16 protein-coding genes are annotated in these 20,776 nt (G+C 59.9%); 9 read left to right on the forward strand and 7 right to left on the reverse strand.

From position 1 onward, the window contains the following. Positions 1-18: 18 nt before the first annotated feature. A complete protein-coding gene (locus tag EGY12_RS01365; protein ID WP_123892333.1) occupies positions 19-1,686 on the reverse strand; it encodes a ShlB/FhaC/HecB family hemolysin secretion/activation protein in 1,668 nt (555 codons plus the stop codon). 365 nt (positions 1,687-2,051) lie between these two features. On the opposite strand from EGY12_RS01365, the gene EGY12_RS01370 reads away from it, so the two are divergent. Together EGY12_RS01370 and EGY12_RS01375 are read left to right on the forward strand one after the other, a co-directional pair. Continuing rightward, complete coding sequence (locus EGY12_RS01370) at positions 2,052-3,506, forward strand: SIR2 family protein (protein WP_123892334.1); 1,455 nt, start codon at positions 2,052-2,054, stop codon at positions 3,504-3,506. After that, on the forward strand, positions 3,503-3,994 hold the full coding sequence (locus tag EGY12_RS01375) for a TIR domain-containing protein (protein WP_123892335.1): 492 nt from the start codon (positions 3,503-3,505) through the stop codon (positions 3,992-3,994). The genes EGY12_RS01370 and EGY12_RS01375 overlap by 4 nt, the downstream gene beginning before the upstream one ends. 72 nt (positions 3,995-4,066) lie before the next feature. Here the strand turns inward: EGY12_RS01375 and pstB are convergent, their stop codons facing one another. From pstB to EGY12_RS01390, 3 genes are read right to left on the reverse strand one after another with little or no spacing between them, the layout of a single operon-like run. Beyond that, positions 4,067-4,879, reverse strand: a complete 813-nt coding sequence (pstB, locus tag EGY12_RS01380) for a phosphate ABC transporter ATP-binding protein PstB (RefSeq protein WP_019452422.1) — start codon at positions 4,877-4,879, stop codon at positions 4,067-4,069. A gap of 28 nt (positions 4,880-4,907) precedes the next feature. Further along, the gene (gene pstA, locus EGY12_RS01385; protein WP_123892336.1) at positions 4,908-6,557 is read right to left on the reverse strand and encodes a phosphate ABC transporter permease PstA; all 1,650 of its coding nucleotides are present in this window, start codon (positions 6,555-6,557) and stop codon (positions 4,908-4,910) included. Then, positions 6,554-8,725, reverse strand: coding sequence for an ABC transporter permease subunit (locus EGY12_RS01390; RefSeq protein ID WP_123892337.1), 2,172 nt, complete (start codon positions 8,723-8,725; stop codon positions 6,554-6,556). The genes pstA and EGY12_RS01390 overlap by 4 nt, the downstream gene beginning before the upstream one ends. 396 nt (positions 8,726-9,121) lie before the next feature. On the opposite strand from EGY12_RS01390, the gene ppk1 reads away from it, so the two are divergent. The 5 genes from ppk1 to EGY12_RS01415 all read left to right on the forward strand — a co-directional run bounded on the left by ppk1 (position 9,122) and on the right by EGY12_RS01415 (position 15,413). Beyond that, positions 9,122-11,185 (forward strand): polyphosphate kinase 1, encoded by a 2,064-nt coding sequence (gene ppk1, locus EGY12_RS01395; protein ID WP_033648827.1) that lies wholly within the window; start codon positions 9,122-9,124, stop codon positions 11,183-11,185. Between the two features lie 10 nt (positions 11,186-11,195). Continuing rightward, positions 11,196-12,746, forward strand: a complete 1,551-nt coding sequence (ppx, locus tag EGY12_RS01400; protein WP_019452418.1) for an exopolyphosphatase — start codon at positions 11,196-11,198, stop codon at positions 12,744-12,746. Positions 12,747-12,927: 181 nt separating this feature from the next. Next, positions 12,928-13,110 carry a YfgG family protein gene (locus tag EGY12_RS01405; RefSeq protein WP_004941600.1) on the forward strand — a complete coding sequence of 61 codons (183 nt, stop codon included), beginning with the start codon at positions 12,928-12,930 and terminating at the stop codon, positions 13,108-13,110. Positions 13,111-13,213: 103 nt separating this feature from the next. Continuing rightward, on the forward strand, positions 13,214-14,647 hold the full coding sequence (mgtE, locus tag EGY12_RS01410; RefSeq protein ID WP_123892338.1) for a magnesium transporter: 1,434 nt from the start codon (positions 13,214-13,216) through the stop codon (positions 14,645-14,647). A gap of 412 nt (positions 14,648-15,059) precedes the next feature. Further along, complete coding sequence (locus EGY12_RS01415; protein ID WP_123892339.1) at positions 15,060-15,413, forward strand: DNA-binding protein; 354 nt, start codon at positions 15,060-15,062, stop codon at positions 15,411-15,413. Positions 15,414-15,422: 9 nt separating this feature from the next. On the opposite strand, the gene alkA is transcribed toward EGY12_RS01415, so the two are convergent. Next, complete coding sequence (gene alkA / locus EGY12_RS01420; RefSeq protein ID WP_123892340.1) at positions 15,423-16,913, reverse strand: DNA-3-methyladenine glycosylase 2; 1,491 nt, start codon at positions 16,911-16,913, stop codon at positions 15,423-15,425. A 164-nt stretch (positions 16,914-17,077) separates the two neighbouring features. Between alkA and yegD the strand changes: the two genes are divergently transcribed. Both yegD and EGY12_RS01430 read left to right on the forward strand, forming a co-directional pair. Then, positions 17,078-18,430: a molecular chaperone gene (yegD, locus tag EGY12_RS01425; RefSeq protein WP_123892341.1), complete on the forward strand. Its 1,353-nt coding sequence runs from the start codon at positions 17,078-17,080 to the stop codon at positions 18,428-18,430. A 51-nt stretch (positions 18,431-18,481) separates the two neighbouring features. Then, on the forward strand, positions 18,482-19,048 hold the full coding sequence (locus EGY12_RS01430; RefSeq protein WP_123892342.1) for a GNAT family N-acetyltransferase: 567 nt from the start codon (positions 18,482-18,484) through the stop codon (positions 19,046-19,048). On the opposite strand, the gene EGY12_RS01435 is transcribed toward EGY12_RS01430, so the two are convergent. Both EGY12_RS01435 and EGY12_RS01440 read right to left on the reverse strand, forming a co-directional pair. Beyond that, positions 19,045-19,662, reverse strand: a complete 618-nt coding sequence (locus tag EGY12_RS01435) for a pyridoxamine 5'-phosphate oxidase family protein (RefSeq protein WP_123892343.1) — start codon at positions 19,660-19,662, stop codon at positions 19,045-19,047. The genes EGY12_RS01430 and EGY12_RS01435 overlap by 4 nt on opposite strands. Before the next feature lie 68 nt (positions 19,663-19,730). After that, positions 19,731-20,684 (reverse strand): aldo/keto reductase, encoded by a 954-nt coding sequence (locus EGY12_RS01440; RefSeq protein ID WP_123892344.1) that lies wholly within the window; start codon positions 20,682-20,684, stop codon positions 19,731-19,733. Positions 20,685-20,776: the final 92 nt, after the last annotated feature.

Genomic DNA, 20,776 nt, shown 5'->3' on the forward strand with positions numbered 1-20,776 from the left:
TCCTGCTGTGTGCTGGCGTTATAACGTGACGGTGGCTTGCCAGTAGGCCACCCAACGATCCGGTTGCAGGCTGTCTGGGTGTGTCAGCGGCTTACCGACGGTGATCGCCTGATTGAACCAACGGCCGCTTAACGTGGCGCCCAGCGCCGCGCCGGCGACGTTGCCGCCGTCGATCTGCCCGGCGCGTCCCTGCAGCCAGCCGGCGTCTAACGCGCCGGTCAAAGAAAGTTCCCCCAGTCCCGGCAAGGTCTGCCATTGCCAGTTGAGTTCATTGCGCCAATAAGCGCCGCGATTGCCGGTCAGGTACTGCTCTTTAAAGCCACGCACCGAGTATTGCCCGCCGATGGAAATGCGTTCTCCGGCATACAGGTTGTCTGCGCTGGTTTGCCCGTAGGCCGAGGTCAGGTAGTAGAGGGAGGGTGCGAGCGGATAGAAATAGCTGGCGCTGAGACCAAGCTTACGGAACTCGCTGCGCGGCGCCCCGTTGCGCTCAGGATCGTCGACGGTGGCGCCCAGCATGCGCAGCCCACGGCTTATCGTTGGGTTCAGCGTCATATAGCCGCCGCCCGCGACCGCGCTGTAATTTAGGCCTAGGCTGGCGATGCTGAGCGTTGGGCTGCTGACGTTCAACCGTTCCCCCGCCAGCTTATTTTCCGTGGTGCGCCGCGCCAGCCCGATATCCACAGCCAGCTTACGTTTGCCATCCCGCAGCAACGTGCGGTTGGCGCCCAAACGCTGGGTCTGGTTATTGCCCTGATAGCGGTAAGCGGTACCGTTGAACGGCACCTGCTGGAAAAAATCGTTCCAGGCATACTGGTAGCTGAACAACCAATAGCCATAGGGTAAGGTGACGCTGCCGTTCAGGCTGCGGCTGCGATGATGCGGGCTGAAATCGTTATTGCGCGCTGCGGAAAGCGACCATTGATCGGCGAGACGCAGCGGATTATCCAGCGAGAAGGCGGCGTTCATCTGCCCGGTGCCGGTGCTTTTCTGGCCGCTGTTATCCGCGCCGAAAGAAAAAGAACCCGGCGCGCGCGTGGCGCCACGCAGCAAAACCACGTTGGAAAAGCCGGGTTGCTCGCCAGGTTGGATATCGATAGTCACCTGTTGCGACGGCAGGCGGTTGAGCTGCTCCATGCCCTGCTCGATATCGCGCAGATTCAATACGCCACCAACCAGACCGGGGAACGCCATCTTCAACGCCGGCGTCTGCTCACCGTTTTGCGTGATGGACTCGATTCGCCCTTCGCTGGCGCTGACGGTCAACACACCGCGGGAAATATCCTGCTGCTGCAGCCAGGCCTGTGAGGTGACATAGCCGCGTTGCAAATAAGCATTGGTGGTTTCGCGCACCAGGCGGTTGATGTGCTCCAGCGTCAGACAGCGCCCCTGATACGGGCGTGCCAGACTTTCTTTCACCGACCAGGAAAGATGCTCGGCGCCCTCAAAAACAATCTGCCGCACCGGCTGGCAAACCGCTCCTGCGGCGGCCGGCACAGGCAGCGGTAACGCCGGTAATTCAACGTTATTCTGCAACGCCTCGCGCTGTTGCTGAGCCTGTTCCAGCAACGTTTTCTGCTGTTGGGTAATGCTGTCGCGATCGGCAGGGCTGGTGATTTCCGCGCACCACGCCGAGCTACAAAACGCCAAAAGCACAGGCCAAATCCTCGGCTTCCATGCACACATTTAAATACATCCATTTACGTTAACTTACATATCTTAGCGAAGTATATACATTTTATGCCGCCAATCAATGATAGTGAGAATTATTTTTGTTTGATCTGAATCACAACGCGGAAAAATGCGCATATACCACAGCTACTGCAGCTTATTACACAGAGTGCATTAATTAATATTAAAATTAAAAAAACGAATAATAAAAACAAATAAATTCAATATAAAAACAACACGCTCAATATCGACAAAAACAAACAAGCAGAGTTTACAAAGTTAAGTCACCATTTTATATTGTTAGTTCTATTTGCATAATTAATTCATAAAAAACATAGTTATTAACCAACCAATAAAGAAAAAATATCGGGGATAGCCTCATGTTTAACCGTGATATAGAACTGTTTATTCGTGATTACGTTAATGATATTAAAGCTGGCAGCGCCGCACTGTTCGCCGGCGCCGGGCTGTCTATCCCCGCCGGTTTCGTTAGCTGGAAAGAGCTTATCGGCGATATCGCTTATGAACTGGGGCTGGATATCGAAAAAGAGAGCGATCTTATTTCCCTGGCGCAGTATCACCTCAATGAAAAAGGCAACAGACATAAGATAAATCAAAAAATAATTACAGAGTTCGCTGAACAGGCGGAAGAAACAGAAAACCACCGGATTATCGCCAGATTACCGATAGCGTCACTTTGGACCACCAACTACGACGACCTGATTGAAAAAACTTACGCTCGTTACAACCGCGTTTGCGACGTTAAAACCACACCGGAAAGCCTGACCAATAACATTCACAAACGTGATGTTGTCTTATATAAAATGCATGGTGACTATCGAAATCCCAACCAGGCGATTATCACCCGCGAACAATACGAAACTTACTCCCGTACACACCTTCCCTTTATCAACATGCTGATGGCGGAGCTGACCGCTAAAACGTTTCTGTTTATCGGTTTCAGCTTCGAAGATCCCAATCTGCAGTATGTGTTGAGTCGCCTCTATGCACAGTATGCCGAAGGGAAAAGAAACCACTACTGCATTATGCGGCGCGTTCAGCTCGGCGACAGCGGCAGTGAAGACCAAGCGTCCTGTGACTACAACAGCCGCAAACAAGGCTTAATGATCAACGATCTGCGCCGTTACGGCATTCAAACGCTGTTGGTGGATGACTATCGGCAAATCACCGACCTGCTGTATGCCATCGAAACACAGTTCAAGAAAAGCACGGTGTTTATCTCCGGCAGCGCCGACAACTACCACCCTTATGCCCGTGAAGAGTCCATCCAGTTCATACATCGTCTGGCGCGCCTGCTTATCCGCAAACAGTACCGCATCGTCAACGGTTTCGGCTGGGGCGTAGGCACGGCGGTGATCAACGGCGCATTGGAAGCCATTTACGACAGCCAGGGAAAAATCAGCGAAAGCCAGTTGGTGTTGCGTCCGTTCCCCCAATTCGCCAGCGGGGGCATAGCGCTGCCAGAGCTTTGGCGGGAATACCGCCAGAACATGATTTCGCTCAGCGGCATCGCCATCTTTTTGTTCGGCAACAAACGCAACGCCGAGGGCGAATACGTGCTGGCCGACGGTTTATTGAAAGAGTTCCAGATCGCCACGGAACAAGGCTGCGTCTGCATTCCTATCGGCTGTACCGGCAGCGCATCCGCCGAGATCTACCGAAAAATCAAGGAGGAGATGAAAGAAACCCTCTACCACCGCCACCCCGCCGCCATGAATCTGCTGGCTCAGCTTAACGAACCGGGCAGCCTGGCGGAGAAGAAAAAATGCCTGTTGGCGCTTATCGATATCATTACTAAGGATAACCCCCGATGACCAGAAAATGTTTTTACAGTTTCCATTATGAGCCAGACAACTGGCGCGCTTCTCAGGTACGCGAAATGGGCTCGCTGGAAGGTAATCGGCCAGCCACGGATAACGATTGGGAGGAAGTTAAAAAAGGCGGTGACGGTGCCATCGCCGCCTGGATCAAAGACCAGTTGGACAATCGTAGCTGCGCCGTGATTCTCGCCGGTAAAGATACCGCTAATCGCAAATGGATTAATTTCGAAATCTGTGAGGCCTGGAAGAAAGGCATGGGCGTGCTGGTGGTATATATCCACAATTTGAAAGACAGCGGCGGCCATCAAACCACGAAAGGCAACAACCCGTTGGATCACATCAGGCTGGGTGACACAAAGCTTTCCACAATCGCCAAAGCCTATGATCCGCCTTATTCGACCAGCACCAATGTCTATAACCACATCAAAGAAAATCTGTCTGAATGGGTAGAAGAAGCGATCCGCATTCGTAAAAATTACTGACGCCCCTAATACTAATAGACGAAAGGCTGCATGGTTGTGCAGCCTTTCGTTTGTTCATAGCCGCTAACGCCCTCACCCATACCGCCCGGTAATATAGTCTTCGGTGCGGCGCTGGCGCGGCGAGGTGAAGATGGCGTCGGTGTCGTTGTATTCCACCAATCGCCCCTGATGAATAAACGCGGTGTAATCGGATACGCGCGCTGCCTGCTGCATGTTATGCGTCACCAGCACCACGCTGTAACGCTGTTTCAGCGCGGAAATCAGCTCTTCGATGGTCAGCGTGGAGATCGGATCCAGCGCCGAGGTCGGCTCGTCGAGCAGCAACACCTCCGGCTCGATGGCGATGGCGCGCGCGATCACCAGGCGCTGCTGCTGGCCGCTGGACAAGCGGAACGCATTTTCGCGCAGCCGGTCCTTCACCTCATGCCACAGCGCGGCGGCGCGTAGCGAACGCTCCACCGCCTCGTCCAGCAAACGCCGGTCGCGCACGCCCTGCAACCGCAGGCCGTACACCACGTTTTCATAGATCGATTTCGGGAACGGGTTCGGCCGCTGGAACACCATGCCCACCCGCCGCCGCAGCGCCGCCACGTCGATCTGCGCGCCGGAGATCGCCGCGCCGTTCAGCTGCAGATCGCCCTCGATGCGGCAGTTGTCCACCAGATCGTTCATGCGGTTGAAACAGCGCAGCAGCGTCGATTTACCGCAGCCCGAAGGGCCTATCAAGGCCGTCACCCGGTGTTTCGGAATGCGCAGAGAAATATCGTGCAGCACCTGTTTGTCGCCATAAAACAGGTTCAGGCCGTTGACCGCCAGCGCGGTCTGTTCATCGTCGAGATGCTGGACATCCAGCCGGGGCAAACTGCCTGGCGTCATCAAACCCATTACGCACTCCCCAAAAATAGCGTCATTGTTACTGCGACCATGCTCGGTACCGCTCCCTCAACGAATGGCGGATACCCATCGCCGCCAGATTCAAACTCACCACGATCGTCACCAGCAGGAAGGCGGTGGCGAACACCAGCGGCCGCGCCGCCTCTACGCTCGGGCTCTGGAATGCCATATCGTAGATCTGGAAGCTCAAATGCATAAACTTCCGCTCCAGGTGCAGATACGGGAAAATCTCGTCTACCGGCAGCACCGGCACCGATTTCACTACCCCCACCAGCATCAGCGGCGCGGTCTCCCCGGCGGCGCGCGCCACCGCCAGAATCAGGCCGGTCATCATCGCCGGCGCCGCCATCGGCAGCACGATGCGCCACAGCGTCTCGGCCCGGCTGGCGCCCAGCGCCATCGAGCCCTGCCGCAGCGAGGTGGGAATGCGCGACAGCCCTTCCTCGGTGGCGACGATCACCACCGGCAGCGTCAGCAACGCCAGCGTCAGCGCCGCCCACAGCACGCCGGGCGTGCCGAAGGTGGGGTTAGGCAGGGATTCAGGATAGAACAGCTGATCGAGCGTGCCGCCTATCATATAAACGAAAAAGCCGAGGCCGAAGACGCCGTAGACGATCGAGGGTACGCCGGCCAGATTGACCACCGCAATGCGGATCACACGCGTCAACAGATTGTTGCCGGCATACTCGTGCAGATATACCGCCGCGATCACGCCAAACGGCATCACCACGATCGACATCAGGATCACCATCAACACCGTGCCGAAAATGGCCGGGAACACCCCGCCTTCGGTATTTGCTTCGCGCGGGCTGTCGGTGAGGAACTTCTTCACCTGCTCGCCCCAGTGCGCCAGCTTTTCGGTAGTGTTCATGGCGTTCGGGTACCAGGCATCGCGCACCTGGCTGAGCGGAATGGTCAACGTCTGGCCATGCATGTCGCGCAGCAGCAGCGCATCGCGCTGGCGATCGCGGTTCAGCCCCGCCAGGCGTTCGGACAGCAGCTGGTATTGCCGCTGCATCTCCAGCCGCTCGGCCTTGATGGCATCCTGCGCGCGGGCGTCCAGCTTATCGTCGCGCTGCAGGCGCTTTTCCCGCAGTCGCAGCGCGTCAAATTGCTGATTGATGCGTGCCATATCGCGGAATTGAATATCGTGCGCCTGGCGCGAGAGCGCAGCAATTTGCGGCAGCCGCTGCTGCAACGCCTGCCCCAGATTGCGGCCGGTCAGCGGTTGCCCATCCTCCAGCAGCCCCGCCAGATAGCCGTAAGCGGTACCGTGGCTGTCGCGCTCCAGCACCAGCAGGCTGCGCGGCGTGCTTTGGTTGCGGATGTCGCTGGCCAGCAGCGTGCGGAAATCCTGCCCTTCGCGCTCGCGGTTGCCAACCTTGATAAGATAGCGCTCGACGCTTTGCGCCTCGCCCGGCGGCGTCACGCCCGCTTCCGTCAGTTGGCGGCGGGAAATGCTTTGCTGCTGATACAGCTCGCCGATCACCGTCACCGGCCCGGCGCCGTTCTGATTCAGCTCAAACTGATAAACCGGACTCGGCCAGAAATAGCGCATCCCCTGCCCGGCCAGCAGCAACAGAATGCCGATCAGCGCCAACAGGCTGACGGCCACCGAACCGGCGGTCAGCCATATCCACGGCGACCCGCTCTTCACCCAGTTCTTCATGGCGCCTCCTGATTCGGCGTGTAACGCTTGCGCAGCCGCAGGCGCACCGCCTCCGCCAGCGTGTTGAACACGAAGGTGAAGACAAACAGCACCAACGCGGTCAGGAACAGCACGCGGTAATGGCTGCTACCGGAGACCGCCTCCGGCATTTCAATGGCGATATTGGCCGCCAGCGCCCGCAGCCCCTGGAACAGGCTGCCGTCGATAATCGGGGTGTTGCCGGTGGCCATCAGCACGATCATGGTTTCCCCCACCGCGCGGCCAAAACCGATCATCAGCGCGGAGAATATACCGGCGCTGGCGGAAGGTAGCACCACCTTGATCACCGTCTGCCACTGGGTAGCGCCCAGCGCCAAAGAACCTTGGCTCAGGGTGGCCGGCACGCTGAACAGCGCGTCCTCCGCCAGCGAGAAGATGATCGGCACCAGCGCGAAGCCCATCGCCACGCCCACTACCAGCGCATTGCGCTGGTCGTAATTACCCCCCAGCCAGAAATGCAGCGGCTCACCGAACAGCGCCACCTCCAGCCGCGGCCCCAGGCTGAGCGCCAGCCACACCGTCAACGCCAGCAGCGGCAACAGCAACAGCAGATCGACCCCCGGCCGGCAGCGTGGCATAAAGCGATGGGTCAACGCGCCGCACAGCAGCACCGCCGCCGCCAGCAGCAGCGGCAATGCCAGCACCGCCAACAGATACTGCTCGATGATCGGCGCCAGCCAAATGCCGGCCACCAGCCCGATCACCACCGTCGGCAGCGCGCCCATCACTTCGATAGACGGTTTGATCACCCGCCGCAACCCCGGCGTCATAAAGTAAGCGGTATAGATGGCGCCGGCCAGCGCCAGGGGAATGGCGAACAGCATCGCGTAAGCCGCCGCCTTGAAGGTGCCGAAGATCACCGGCATCAGGCTGAATTTGGGTTGGTAACTGTCTTCGCCGGAGGTGGACTGCCAGACGTAGGCCGGCTGCGGGTAGTTCTCATACCACACCTTGCCCCACAGCGAACGCCAGGTAACGTCCGGATACGGGTTGTCGAGCGCATAGCGCTGCCAGCCCTGTGCGTTCTCCAGCAGCAGGCCATCGCCGCGCGGCGCGAACGCCATCTGCTGCACCTCCGCCCCCAAACGGGTATTCAGCAGCGGCTGCGGTTGAATGGTGGAGAATAACGAGAAACCGCCATCAGGCCGCAGGGTAGCAAATACCCGGCGGTAAGGCTCGGCCACCGTCAGCTCTTGCCCGTCGGCGCCGTGGTCGAAATGTTGCACCGGCGTCAGGCGCCAGCGCTGCTCTTTTTCCACCTCGAACCACTCGCGCAGATTGCCGTCGGCGCCCTTGACCAGCAGCGCGCTGCCGCCGGGGAGCGCCGTCATCTGATACGGGGCATGCTCGCCCAAAGTGCGCGTTTCACGCAGCTGCAGCTGCGCGCCGTCGATCTCATAACGCGTCAGCCGATTGCCGGTCAACAGATAAAGCTGGCGGCCATCCGGCGTCAGCACCAGTTGCTCTGCATCGTGCTCCAGCGGGCTTTCGCTGAACTGCGGCGGCCGCTCAGGGCTGAAACGGCCGAACACCAGGCGCCGATCGTCGGTCACCCCGGCCAGCAGATATTGCCCGCGATGCACATCCGCCAGCGACAGCAGCTTCAGCGGTTTACGTTGCGGATCCAGCGCCAATGGCTGCTGCCCGAGCGGGAACAGCCACTGCGGCCGGCCGTTTTCCGCCGCCGCGAAATCCGCGCGCGCCACCACCAACCGGCCGTCGGCCTGCGCCAGCGCAAACAGATCGCGCTCTCCGGCGGCCTGCGCGAGCAGCGCCGGTTTAGCCAGCAGCGTCTGCTGCGCCAGCGGTGCCTGAGTCTGGCCGCTCGGTGCCGGCGTCAGGCGATAAAACTGCCCCGCGCCCTGCGCATCGATGCGGTAACCGACACGCTGCTGCACGTCCATGCCCAGCGCCAGCGCCGGGGCCGACACCGCAATCGGCAACGGCTGCGCCTGGCCGAGCGAGGCCGGTTTGAACAGCGGCAGCACTGCAAACAGCAAATAGACGAAGATCAGCATCAACGTCATCAGCACCATCAGCCCGCTGGCGGTTACTGCCGCCTGCACGCCGCGGTCGATGCGCCCGCGCATGCGATCTCGGGGATGTTGATTGGCCGTCGTCTGTGTCATGTGTCTCGCTGTCGCTGATGTAATCGGGCTTGCGCCGTAAGATAACCGGGCATCTTATGTCAGTTTTATGACGTTTGCATGACAAAGTTACCCGCACTAACCCAGGTTTTTTACACTGCAAACAGACAATATGGCGTTGATATATTGCTGAAAAATGAACGCAGATACGCTTGATATCGCCAAAAATAAGCCTGCAAACCGTAATTTAATGCTGTTCATTCCATCACCGTGTGCCCTGCATCGGCGAAAATTTATTGCCGCCGAAAAACGCCGCGCGCCAACGCAATGGATATGTTGGACTTTCCTGTCAATCTCTCGCAATAATGATGAAGGACACTAGAGCGGCATCCGGGCGCTGCGTCCCGGATCCTATTCTAAATTTGAACTGGAGTGGCAATGGGTCAGGAAAAGCTCTACATCGAAAAAGAACTAAGCTGGTTATCCTTTAATGAACGCGTGTTGCAGGAAGCCGCAGATAAGAGCAATCCCCTGATTGAACGTATGCGTTTTCTGGGCATTTACTCCAACAACCTCGACGAGTTCTATAAAGTCCGCTTCGCCGATCTCAAACGGCGCATCCTGATCAGCGAAGAACAAGGCTCCGCCGGCGCCTCGCGCCACCTGCTGAAAAAGATCCAGGCCAAGGTGCTGAAAACCGATCAGGAGTTCGACGGCCTGTACAACGATCTGCTGCTGGAAATGGCGCGCAATCAGATCTTCCTGATCAACGAACGCCAGGTGTCCGAGAACCAGCAAATCTGGCTGCGGCAATATTTCAAACAGCATCTGCGCCAGCACATCACGCCGATCCTGATCAACCACGACACCAACCTGGTGCAGTTCCTGAAAGACGATTACACCTACCTGGCGGTGGAGATCATCCGCGGCGCGCGCATCGACTATGCGCTGCTGGAGATCCCCTCCGACAAGGTGCCGCGCTTCGTCAATCTGCCGCCGGAAGCGCCGCGCCGCCGTAAGCCGATGATCCTGCTGGACAACATTCTGCGCTACTGCCTGGACGATATCTTCAAGGGCTTCTTCGACTACGACGCGCTCAACGCCTACTCGATGAAAATGACCCGCGACGCGGAGTACGATCTGGTCACCGAAATGGAATCCAGCCTGCTGGAACTGATGTCCTCCAGCCTGAAACAGCGCCTGACCGCCGAGCCGGTGCGCTTCGTGTATCAGCGCGACATGCCGAACGAAATGGTGGAACTGCTGCGCGGCAAGCTGGGCATCTCCAACTACGATTCGGTGATCGCCGGCGGCCGCTACCACAACTTCAAGGATTTCATCAGTTTCCCGAACGTCGGCAAGGCCAACCTGGTCAACAAGCCGCTGCCGCGCCTGCGCCACATCTGGTTCGACGGTTTCCGCAACGGCTTCGACGCCATTCGCGAAAAAGACGTGCTGCTCTACTACCCGTACCACACCTTCGAGCACGTGCTGGAGCTGCTGCGCCAGGCGTCGTTCGATCCGAGCGTGTTGGCTATCAAGATCAACATCTACCGGGTGGCGAAAGATTCGCGCATCATCGAATCGATGATCCACGCCGCGCACAACGGCAAGAAAGTTACGGTGGTGGTCGAGCTGCAGGCGCGCTTCGACGAAGAGGCCAACATTCACTGGGCGAAACGCCTGACCGAAGCCGGCGTGCACGTGATCTTCTCCGCACCGGGCCTGAAAATCCACGCCAAACTGTTCCTGATTTCGCGCCGTGAAGGCGATGAAATTGTGCGCTATGCTCATATCGGTACCGGCAACTTTAACGAAAAAACCGCGCGCATCTACACCGACTATTCGCTGTTGACCGCCGACTCACGCATCACCAACGAGGTGCGCCGGGTATTCAACTTTATCGAGAACCCCTACCGGCCGGTCACCTTCGACAACCTGATGGTGTCGCCGCAGAACTCGCGCCTGAAGCTGTATGAGCTGATCGACAACGAAATCGCCAACGCCCAGGCCGGGGAACAGGCCGGCATTATGTTGAAAATTAATAATCTGGTGGATAAAGGGCTGGTAGATCGGTTATATACCGCGTCCGGCGCCGGCGTGAAGATCCGCCTGCTGGTGCGGGGCATGTGTTCCCTGATTCCCAACCTGCCGGGGATCAGCGACAATATTCAGGTGATCAGCATCGTCGATCGCTTTTTGGAACACGATCGGGTTTACGTTTTCGACAATAAAGGTGACAAACGGGTGTATCTGTCCTCCGCCGACTGGATGACCCGTAACATAGATTACCGTATCGAAGTGGCGGTATCGCTGCTGGATCCGGCGCTGAAACAGCGCGTTCTGGACATCCTGGAGATCCTGTTCAGCGATACGGTCAAGGCCCGTTATGTGGATAAAGAACTGAGCAACCAGTACGTGCCGCGCGGCAACCGCCGCAAAGTGCGTGCCCAGGTGGCTATTTACGAGTATTTAAAAGCTCTGGAACAACCAGGACAGTAGGCCAGCAACTATGCCGCTAAAAAACACTGCAACGAACAAACCGCAGGAAATCGCCGCCATCGACCTCGGGTCGAACAGTTTCCACATGGTGATCGCCCGCGTCGTCAACGGCGCCTTACAGGTATTGGGCCGTTTAAAACAGCGGGTGCATCTCGCCGACGGATTGGACAGCAACAACGTACTCAGTGAAGAGGCGATAGAACGCGGCCTGGCCTGCCTGGCCCTGTTTGCCGAACGGCTGCAGGGCTTCCCGGCGGATAACGTCACCATCGTCGGGACTCACACCCTGCGTCAGGCGGTGAACGCCGAAGTGTTCCTCAAGCGCGCCGCCAAAGTGATCCCCTACCCGATCGAAATCATCGCCGGTCAGGAAGAAGCGCGTCTGATCTTCATGGGCGTGGAGCACACTCAGCCGGAGAAAGGCCGCAAGCTGGTGATCGACATCGGCGGCGGCTCCACCGAGCTGGTGATCGGCGAAGACTTCGAGCCGCTGCTGGCGGAAAGCCGCCGCATGGGCTGCGTCAGCTTCGCCCAGCTGTTCTTCCCGGGCGGCGAGATCAGCAAAAACAACTTCCGCCGCGCGCGGCTGGCGGCGGCGCAGAAGCTGGAAACGCTGGCCTGGCAGTACCGCATTCAGGGCTGGCAGTATGCGCTGGGCGCCTCGGGCACCATCAAGGCCGCCCATGAAGTGCTGGTGGCGATGGGGGAAAAAGACGGTCTGATCACTCTGGAACGCCTGGAAATGCTCGCCGAGCAGGTGCTGCAGTTCAAAAGCTTCAGCTCGTTGAGCCTGCCGGGCCTGTCGGAAGATCGCCAATCGGTGTTCGTGCCGGGGCTAGCTATTCTGTGCGGCGTGTTCGACGCGCTGGCGATACGCGATCTGCGCCTGTCCGACGGCGCGCTGCGCGAAGGCGTGCTGTATGAAATGGAAGGCCGTTTCCGCCACCAGGACATCCGCAGCCGCACCGCCAAGAGCCTGGCCGATCACTACAACATCGACCGCGAACAGGCCAAACGGGTGCTGGAAACCACCGAGCTGCTCTACTCGCAGTGGATGGCGCAAAACACCAAGCTGGCTCACCCGCAGCTGGAGGCCCTGCTGAAATGGGCCGCCATGCTGCACGAAGTGGGGCTGAGCATCAACCACAGCGGCATGCACCGCCATTCGGCCTACATTCTGCAAAACTCCAACCTGCCTGGCTTCAACCAAGAACAGCAACTGCTGCTGGCGGCTCTGGTGCGCTTCCACCGTAAGGCGATCAAGCTGGAAGAGCTGCCGCGCCTCAACCTGTTCAAGAAGAAACACTACCTGCCGCTGATCCAGCTGCTGCGTCTGAGCACCCTGCTCAACAACCAGCGTCAGTCGACTACCACGCCGGAAACGCTGCGCCTGACCACCGACGACAACCACTGGACGCTGCGCTTCCCGGCCGGCTACCTGGCGCAGAACAACCTGGTGCAGCTCGATTTCGAACGCGAGCAGGCCTACTGGAACGACGTCGTCGGCTGGAAGCTGCTGATCGACGAAGAAGGCTCGCAAGACGAACAGCGCTCCGCCTGATCCCCCGCCCCCTGCCAGACAGGGGGTTTTTCTTTCCGCCCTCGCCCCGTCAACCTAAACGAAACCCTAATGCGCCATGCCGTGCCCCGGAAAAAAATGGACAACTTTTGTCATCAGCGCCTAAAATCCGGTTACAAATTCTCGAGCGAATAACACAGGACACCGGCATACCGGGTGATATATGCGCAAGAAAACCACCGGACAGATGACGAAGATAGTGTTGTTTATCAGCTTTATCATTTTAGTCGGCCGACTGCTGTACGCCGCCGTGGTGGCAGTGCCTCATCATCAGGAAAAAAAGCAGGCCGCTGCGCAAAACGCCGCCGAAGTCAGCGCGCCGCAACAGGACGCCTCCTCTGAATAACCGCCGCGCCCCGTCCGTTTCATAAAAATGACTCCGGCACTCGCTATGCTCTATCTTTTAATGAGCCTGCGTCAGGAACGCCGAGCGCCCGTTAAGGAACACCATGTCAGCCGCAACCCATAACGTCAAAAAAGTCGCTGAACACCGCCAGCGCATTCTCACACTGCTGTTGAACAATAAGGAATTGGTCGACGGCATTCTCGGCCGGCCAGGGGATGAACACACCCTCAGCCAAAGCGAACTGCTGAACCAGACGGCGGAAATCACCGGCCTGTTGGACGATATGCACGCCGCCGACCTGGCGGACCTGCTGGAAGCGCTGCCGCAGGACGAACGTATGGCGCTGTGGCGGCTGGTGGGCAACAACAAGCGCGGCCAGACGCTGGTGGAGGTTGCCGAGCCGGTCTGGGACAGCCTGATCGAGGAAATGAGCGACAAAGACCTGCTCAAGGCGATCAAAACGCTGGACGTTGACGAACAAGCCTATCTGGCGCAATACCTGCCGCGTAACCTGATGGGCCGCTTGCTGACCTCGCTGGAGCCGGAGCAGCGTGCCCAGGTGCGCGAGATGAGCCAGTACGCCAAAGACAGCGTCGGCTGGATGATGGACTTCGAACTGGTGACGGTGCGGCCGGACGTCACGCTCGGCGCGGTGCACCGCTTTTTGCGCATGCGCAAAACCATTCCCGACGCCACCGATAAACTGTTCGTCACCGACCGCAAAAACACCCTGCTGGGCGAGCTGCCGCTGACCGCAGTCCTGCTGAACGATCCGGAAATCCCGGTGCGCGAAGTGATGGACAGCGATCCCGCTACCTTTCAGCCTGAAGACAAGGCCGATGAAGCGGCCGGCGCCTTCGAACGTTACGACCTGATCAGCGCCCCGGTGGTTGACGCCAAGGGCAAGCTGATGGGCCGCCTGACCATCGAAGAGATCGTCGACGCCGTCAACGAAGAGAGCGACACCAACCTGCGCCGCATGGGCGGTTTGAGCCCGGAAGAAGACGTATTCGCCCCGGTCAGCAAAGCGGTCAAGACCCGCTGGGCCTGGCTGGCGATCAACCTCTGCACCGCGTTCGTCGCTTCGCGAGTGATCGGCCTGTTCGAACATACCATTTCCCAACTGGTGGCGCTGGCGGCGCTGATGCCGATCGTCGCCGGCATCGGCGGCAACACCGGCAACCAGACCATCACCATGATCGTGCGCGCGCTGGCGCTGCACCAGATCGAAGTCGGCAACATCTCGCGCCTGATGCTCAGAGAGCTGGGGGTGGCCATCATCAACGGCGTGGTGTGGGGCGGCATCATGGGCGTGATCACCTGGCTGCTGTACGGCGACGCGGCGATGGGCGGCGTGATGACGCTGGCCATGCTCCTCAACCTGCTGCTGGCGGCGCTGATGGGCGTGGTGATCCCGATGACCATGCTCAAACTGGGGCGCGATCCGGCGGTCGGCTCAAGCGTGCTCATTACCGCGTTGACCGACACCGGCGGCTTCTTCATCTTCCTCGGCCTCGCCACCCTGTTCCTGCTGTAATACGCCAAAAGCAGGCCCCCGCCTAATGCTGGTCACTTAAGCCTGACTGGCATTTTTTTTATCCAGTCTCTGTACGTGACGCGCAGGATAAATTGCCGTAAATGCCCAGAATTTCTCGGTTACTACAATGAACGGCAATGGGAGGGGCCGCGCCTTCGGCCCCTGGCTCGGTCGAGGTGCCTGAGCCACATGCGGCATCTCGCTTTTATCGACCTAAAACATCACGAGTACTTCCAAAAGACGCTCACCGGGGCGCCGCACGTCTTGTCGTTCACATTATGTTAACCAATACGAGATTAGTGATATAAATAACACCTGAAGCTTAAACGATTAAGTAAGATGAAGCTCCCATGCGGACATCGACATATCCGTTGATTTTCCTAGACATGTGATAGCTCAGGGATAAGGGACTATGGAAAAGAAATGGTTTTCCGCCAGGGAACTGATGGGTAAAGCGGGGTTGCCCTCGACCCCGCAAGGGGTCAATCTGATGGCCCGGCGCGAAGGCTGGGTCAGCCGCCGCCGCAGTGGCGTGCAGGGTAAAGCGCTGGAATACCATATCGACAGTCTGCCGTTCGGCGCGCGCAGCCTGTCGGCCTTGCGCGAGGCCGACCATCCGGACTACGACGTCAAACGCCAGGATCCGGTGCGGATCTGGATCGAATATTACTACCACCTGACGCCGACCGAGCGGGAAAAGCTGCTGACGTTCCTGATGCGCGAAGGCATGAGCCGCCTGCTGCAGCTGATCGACGCTCCCCGCTAGCCCGAATGCTCAATCCTCCCCTTCCGGCGCCCAACCGCCGTTGTGCCACAGGTGCAGCGTGGCGTAAGAACGCCACGGGCGCCAACGTTCGGCATAGCGTTCAATCTGGCGCGGCGTCATGCCGGGGAAACGCTGTTTGATCAGGTAGTCGCCGGCCAGAAACACGTCCGGCCAAGACCAGGCGCGCATCGCGATATAGCTGGCGGTCCAGCTGCCGATGCCCGGCAGCGCGGTTAGCGTCTTGATGCCCTGTTCGATATCCAGCACGTTGTCGAGCTGCAGCCGCCCTTCTCCCAATGCGCGGGCGATCTCGATCAACGCCGCCGCACGCTTCAGCTGTACCCCGAGCGGGCGCAGTTCTTCAGGTTGCAACCGCGCCACCCGTTCGGCGGCAGGAAAAACGTGGGTGATGCCTTCGTGCGGTGCCGCCAGCGGTTCCCCCCAACGTTCAGCCATCCGCCCGGCGAAGGTCGCGGCCATCTTAACGCTGACCAGTTGCCCCAACACCGCGCGCGCCGCCTGCTCGAAGCTGTTTACGCAGCCCGGCAAGCGCAGCCCCGGCGCATCGGCCGCCAGCGAACCCAGCGCCTCATTGATGCGATCCGGCGCGGCGTCCAAATCGAACAGCAAGCGTACGCGGCGCAGCACCTCCGTCGTCACCAGACTGAGCGCCGGCGCGATCTCTATCCTGACCCGGTTGCGCGCTTCTTCCGGCTGCACGCTGAGCCAGCCACAATACTCCGTACCGCCCTGGCTGACTGAGATCGAACGCAGATAGCGGCGGCCCTCGACCCGCTCTACGCCCTGCACGGCGCGCGCCTGCAAGAAGTTCAGCATGCGATCCCAGTCATAGGGCGGCCGATAGCCCAGGTGGAACACCAGGCCGCTGGCGGCGGCCCGTTCACCGCGCGCACCGCCGCTGCGCAGCGCCGACGGAATCAGGCGATAGCGCGCCTTGAACAGCTCGTTGAAACGCCGCAGGCTGCCGAAACCGGCGGCGAACGCCACCTCGCTGAGCGGCAGGTCGGTATCCGCCAACAGGCGTTTGGCCTGCAGCAACCGGTGCGACTGTGCATAATCGATCGGCGAAGCGCCAAACTGTTCGGCGAAGATACGCCGCAGGTGGCGATCGGAAATGCCGAGCCGCGCCGCCAGCGCTTCGCAGCTGTGTTCGGACAGATAGCCCTGCTCGATGAGCTGCACCGCCACCTGCGCATAGCGGTTGCCCAGATCGATCAGCGCCAGGCCGGGCGCCAGTTCCGGCCGGCATTTAAGACAGGGGCGAAAGCCCGCCAGCTCGGCCGCCGCCGCGCTCGGATAGAAGGTGCAATTTTCCAGCTTCGGCGTGCGGGCGCTGCACACCGGGCGGCAATAAATGCCGGTGGAGGAGACGCCGACGAAAAAGCGGCCGTCGAATTTGCGGTCACGCGCGCGCAGCGCGTCGTACAACGCTTGCTGTTGGGTATTCATGGCAACGCTCGGGTTCGGTTTTTTCTGCATTATGGGGCTCGGTTGGCGCGCTGACGTGCGGAATTCGGACATTAAGTTAAGCATGCCGGTGCCGCGCCCGCTAAATTTTTCGACACTCGCGCATCGGCGCATTGCCCACCGGCCCCGTCTCGGGTAAAGTCGCCCCCCTTCATTGGCATGGGGACAAAAAAGAGATGTTTATTGGATTCGACTACGGGACAGCCAACTGTTCCGTCGCGGTGATGCGCGACCACGGCCCCGAGCTGCTGACGCTGGAAAACAACGAGCCGTATCTGCCTTCGATGCTATGCGCGCCGACCCGCGAAGCGGTGAGCGAGTGCCTGCACCGCCACTGGCAGGTACCGACCGGTAGCGAAGAAAACCAGCAGTTGCTGCGCCGCGCCATCAGTTACAACCGCGAAGAAGACATTCCGGTCAACGGCGACAGCGTGCTGTTCGGCCTGCAGGCGCTGGCGCACTACATGGAAGATCCGGAAGAGGTGTACTTCGTGCGCTCGCCGAAGTCCTTCCTCGGCGCCAACGGCCTGAAGCCGCAGCAGATCGCGCTGTTCGAAGACCTGGTGTGCGCCATGATGTTCCACATCAAACGCCAGGCGGAAAACGTACTGCAAACCGGTATCGATCAGGCGGTGATCGGCCGGCCGATCAACTTCCAGGGCATCGGCGGCGACGAAGCCAACCGGCAGGCGCAGGGCATTTTGCAGCGCGCCGCCGAACGCGCCGGTTTCAAAGAGATTGAATTCCAGTTCGAGCCGGTGGCGGCGGGGCTGGACTTCGAAGCGACGCTGAGCGAAGAGCAAACCGTGCTGGTCGTGGACATCGGCGGCGGCACCACCGACTGCTCGGTGCTGCTGATGGGGCCGCAGTGGCGCGACCGCGCCGATCGCCAGCAGAGCCTGCTGGGCCACAGTGGCTGCCGGGTCGGCGGTAACGATCTGGACATCATGTTGGCCTTCAAACAGCTGATGCCGCTGTTCGGTCTGGGTGGTGAAACCGGGAAAGGCATCGCCCTGCCGGCGCTGCCTTACTGGAACGCGGTGGCGACCAACGACGTGCCGGCGCAAAACGACTTCTACAGCGCCGCCAACGGCCGCGTGCTGCGCGATTTGATCCTCGACGCGGCGGAGCCGGAAAAGGTCAAACGCCTGCTGAAAGTGTACCAACAGCGCCTAAGCTACCGGCTGGTGCGCGCGGCCGAAGAGAGTAAGATAGCCCTGTCCGGCCAATCCGCCATCAGCGCACCACTCAGCTTCGTGCAGGCCGATCTGGCAGAAAGCATCAGCCAGGATCAGCTCGCCGACGCCATCTCGCAGCCGTTGATGCGCATTCAGGAGCAGGTCAGCGCCGCGCTGGCCAGCAGCCAGACCGCGCCGCAGGTGATCTACCTGACCGGCGGCAGCGCGCGTTCGCCGCTGCTGCGCGCCGCGCTGCAACAGCAGCTGCCGGGCATTCCGATCGTCGGCGGCAACGACTTCGGCTCGGTCACCGCCGGGCTGGCGCGCTGGGCGCAAACGCTGTTCCGTTGACGGCCCAAGGGTGCGGCTCGCCGCGCCCTTGCTCATTGGAGGCTATGCATCATGTCAACCATCCTTACCCTCGACAGCGCCAGGCTGCGGCTGCGCCCCTGGCACGACGACGATCTGCCGGCCTTCGCCGCGCTCAACGCCGATCCGCAGGTGATGCGCTATTTCCCGGCGCCGATGACGGCCGAGGAAAGCCGCGCGCAGGCCGAACGCATTCGCGCCTTCATGCAACAGCACGGCTGGGGGCTATGGGCGGTGGAAGTGAAAGACGGCGCACCCTTTATCGGTTTTGTCGGGCTGGCGCGGCCGGGCGACGATCTGCCTTGCTCCCCCTGCGTGGAGATCGGTTGGCGGCTGGCGGCGGCCCACTGGGGCAACGGCTACGCCGCTGAAGCGGCACGCGCTGCGCTGGCGTGCGCCTTCAACACGCTGTACTTGCCGGAAGTGGTGTCCTTCACCGCCGAAAGCAACCAGCCGTCACGCCGGGTGATGGAACGCATCGGCATGCAGTTTGACGGCGAAACCTTCCTGCACCCGCGTCTACCGGCGGGCCATCCGCTGCAAAAGCACGTCTTGTACCGGCTGAACCGACAAGCGTGGCGCGAACGTCACGGCGATTAATACAGCGTATCTTTCAGCCGCTGCGGCAGCTCGCGGTCGTACTCTTCACCGTCGAAGCGCGTTTGGCTCACCGCAGCCAAAATATGGCCCGGGCTGGGCAGCGCCGAACGTTCGAGACGGCTGCCCTCTTCCCAGAGTCCCGAGCGCAAGACCGCCCGGCTGCACTGGAAAAACACCGCCTCTACCCGAATGCGCAGTACTGAACGCGGCAGCTGGTTGCGGTGGGCGAAGCGCTGCAACACCGCCGGCGCCACCACGATCTCCGCCCGTCCGTTAATCCGCAGCGTTTCGCCGATGCCGGGGATCAGCAGCAGCAGCGCCACCCGATTGTCGTGCAGGATATTGCGCAGGCTGTCGATGCGATTATTGCCGCGTCGATCCGGCAACAGCAGGGTTTTCTCGTCTTCGATATGAATGAAACCGGCCGGATCGCCGCGCGGGGAAACATCCATGCCATCCGGCCCAACTGTCGACAAGGCGGCAAACGGCGCCGCCTCGATAAACGGGCGGTACGCCGGATGGATATAGCTGACTTCTTTAAAAACCGAGGGGGCGCCGGGTTTGCCGTACAGCTGTTCCAGCGTCGCGAGATCGTTGATGGTATCACCAGACATTGCGGTTTCCTGAATGGGCCATGTTGACCCCTTCAGCATAGAGCAAAATCGCTGCCGGGTAACGCGCCTTACCCGGCGCTGGCGTGGTTCAGCGCCTGAATGTCGTCCGCATCCAGCGTCAGGCGGGTGGCGCTGACCAACTCATCCAGCTGCGGCAACGAGGTGGCGCTGACGATCGGCGCGGTGATGCTCGGACGCGCAATCAGCCAGGCCAGCGAGACCTGCGCCGGGGAGGTGCCGTGCTTGCTCGCCACCTGATCCAACGCCGCCAGAATGCGGAAGCCGCGCGGGTTAAGGTAGCGTTCGACGATGCGATCGCCACGCTGGCTTTTGCCCTCATCCTCTTTGCTGCGGTATTTGCCGGTCAGGAAGCCGCTGGCCAGCGCGAAGAAGTTGATCACCCCGAGCCCATGGCGCTGCGCCACGCCTTCCAGCTCAGCTTCATAACCTTCGCGCGCATACAGGTTATATTCCGGCTGCAGGGTTTCGTAACGCGCCAGCCCGTTGCTTTCACTCACCCGCAGCGCTTCTTCCAGGCGATCCGCCTGATAGTTGGAGGCGCCGATCGCCCGCACCTTACCGGCCTTGATCAACGCATCGAACGCCGCCAGCGTCTCTTCCAACGGCGTATCGCGATCGTCGTCATGCGACTGGTAAAGATCGATATAGTCAGTTTGCAGGCGGCGCAGCGAGTCTTCCACCGCCTGCTGAATATAGCGCGGCGACAGCCCCTGTTTGCCTTCGCCCATCGGTTTGCCCACCTTGGTGGCGATGATCACCTGGTCGCGCTTGCCACTCTTTTTCAGCCATTCGCCGATGACGGTTTCCGATTCACCGCCCCGGTTACCCGGCGCCCAGCTGGAATAGACGTCGGCGGTGTCGATAAAGTTGAGCTGATTGTCCACCAGCGCATCCAACAGGCTGAAAGAGGTCGCTTGATCCGCCGTCCAGCCGAACACGTTGCCGCCGAAGGTTAACGCCGGCACCTGAATGCCCGAACGGCCCAGTTGTTTCTTGCTCATTGAGGGAGGCTCCATGGGTTAAATAATTTTCTCGTTAATTATTAGCGCCAAATACAGAAAGTCGTTAAAACGCATTGGCTATAAGGTAAAAC

This window comes from Serratia sp. FDAARGOS_506, assembly GCF_003812745.1.
GTDB lineage: Bacteria > Pseudomonadota > Gammaproteobacteria > Enterobacterales > Enterobacteriaceae > Serratia.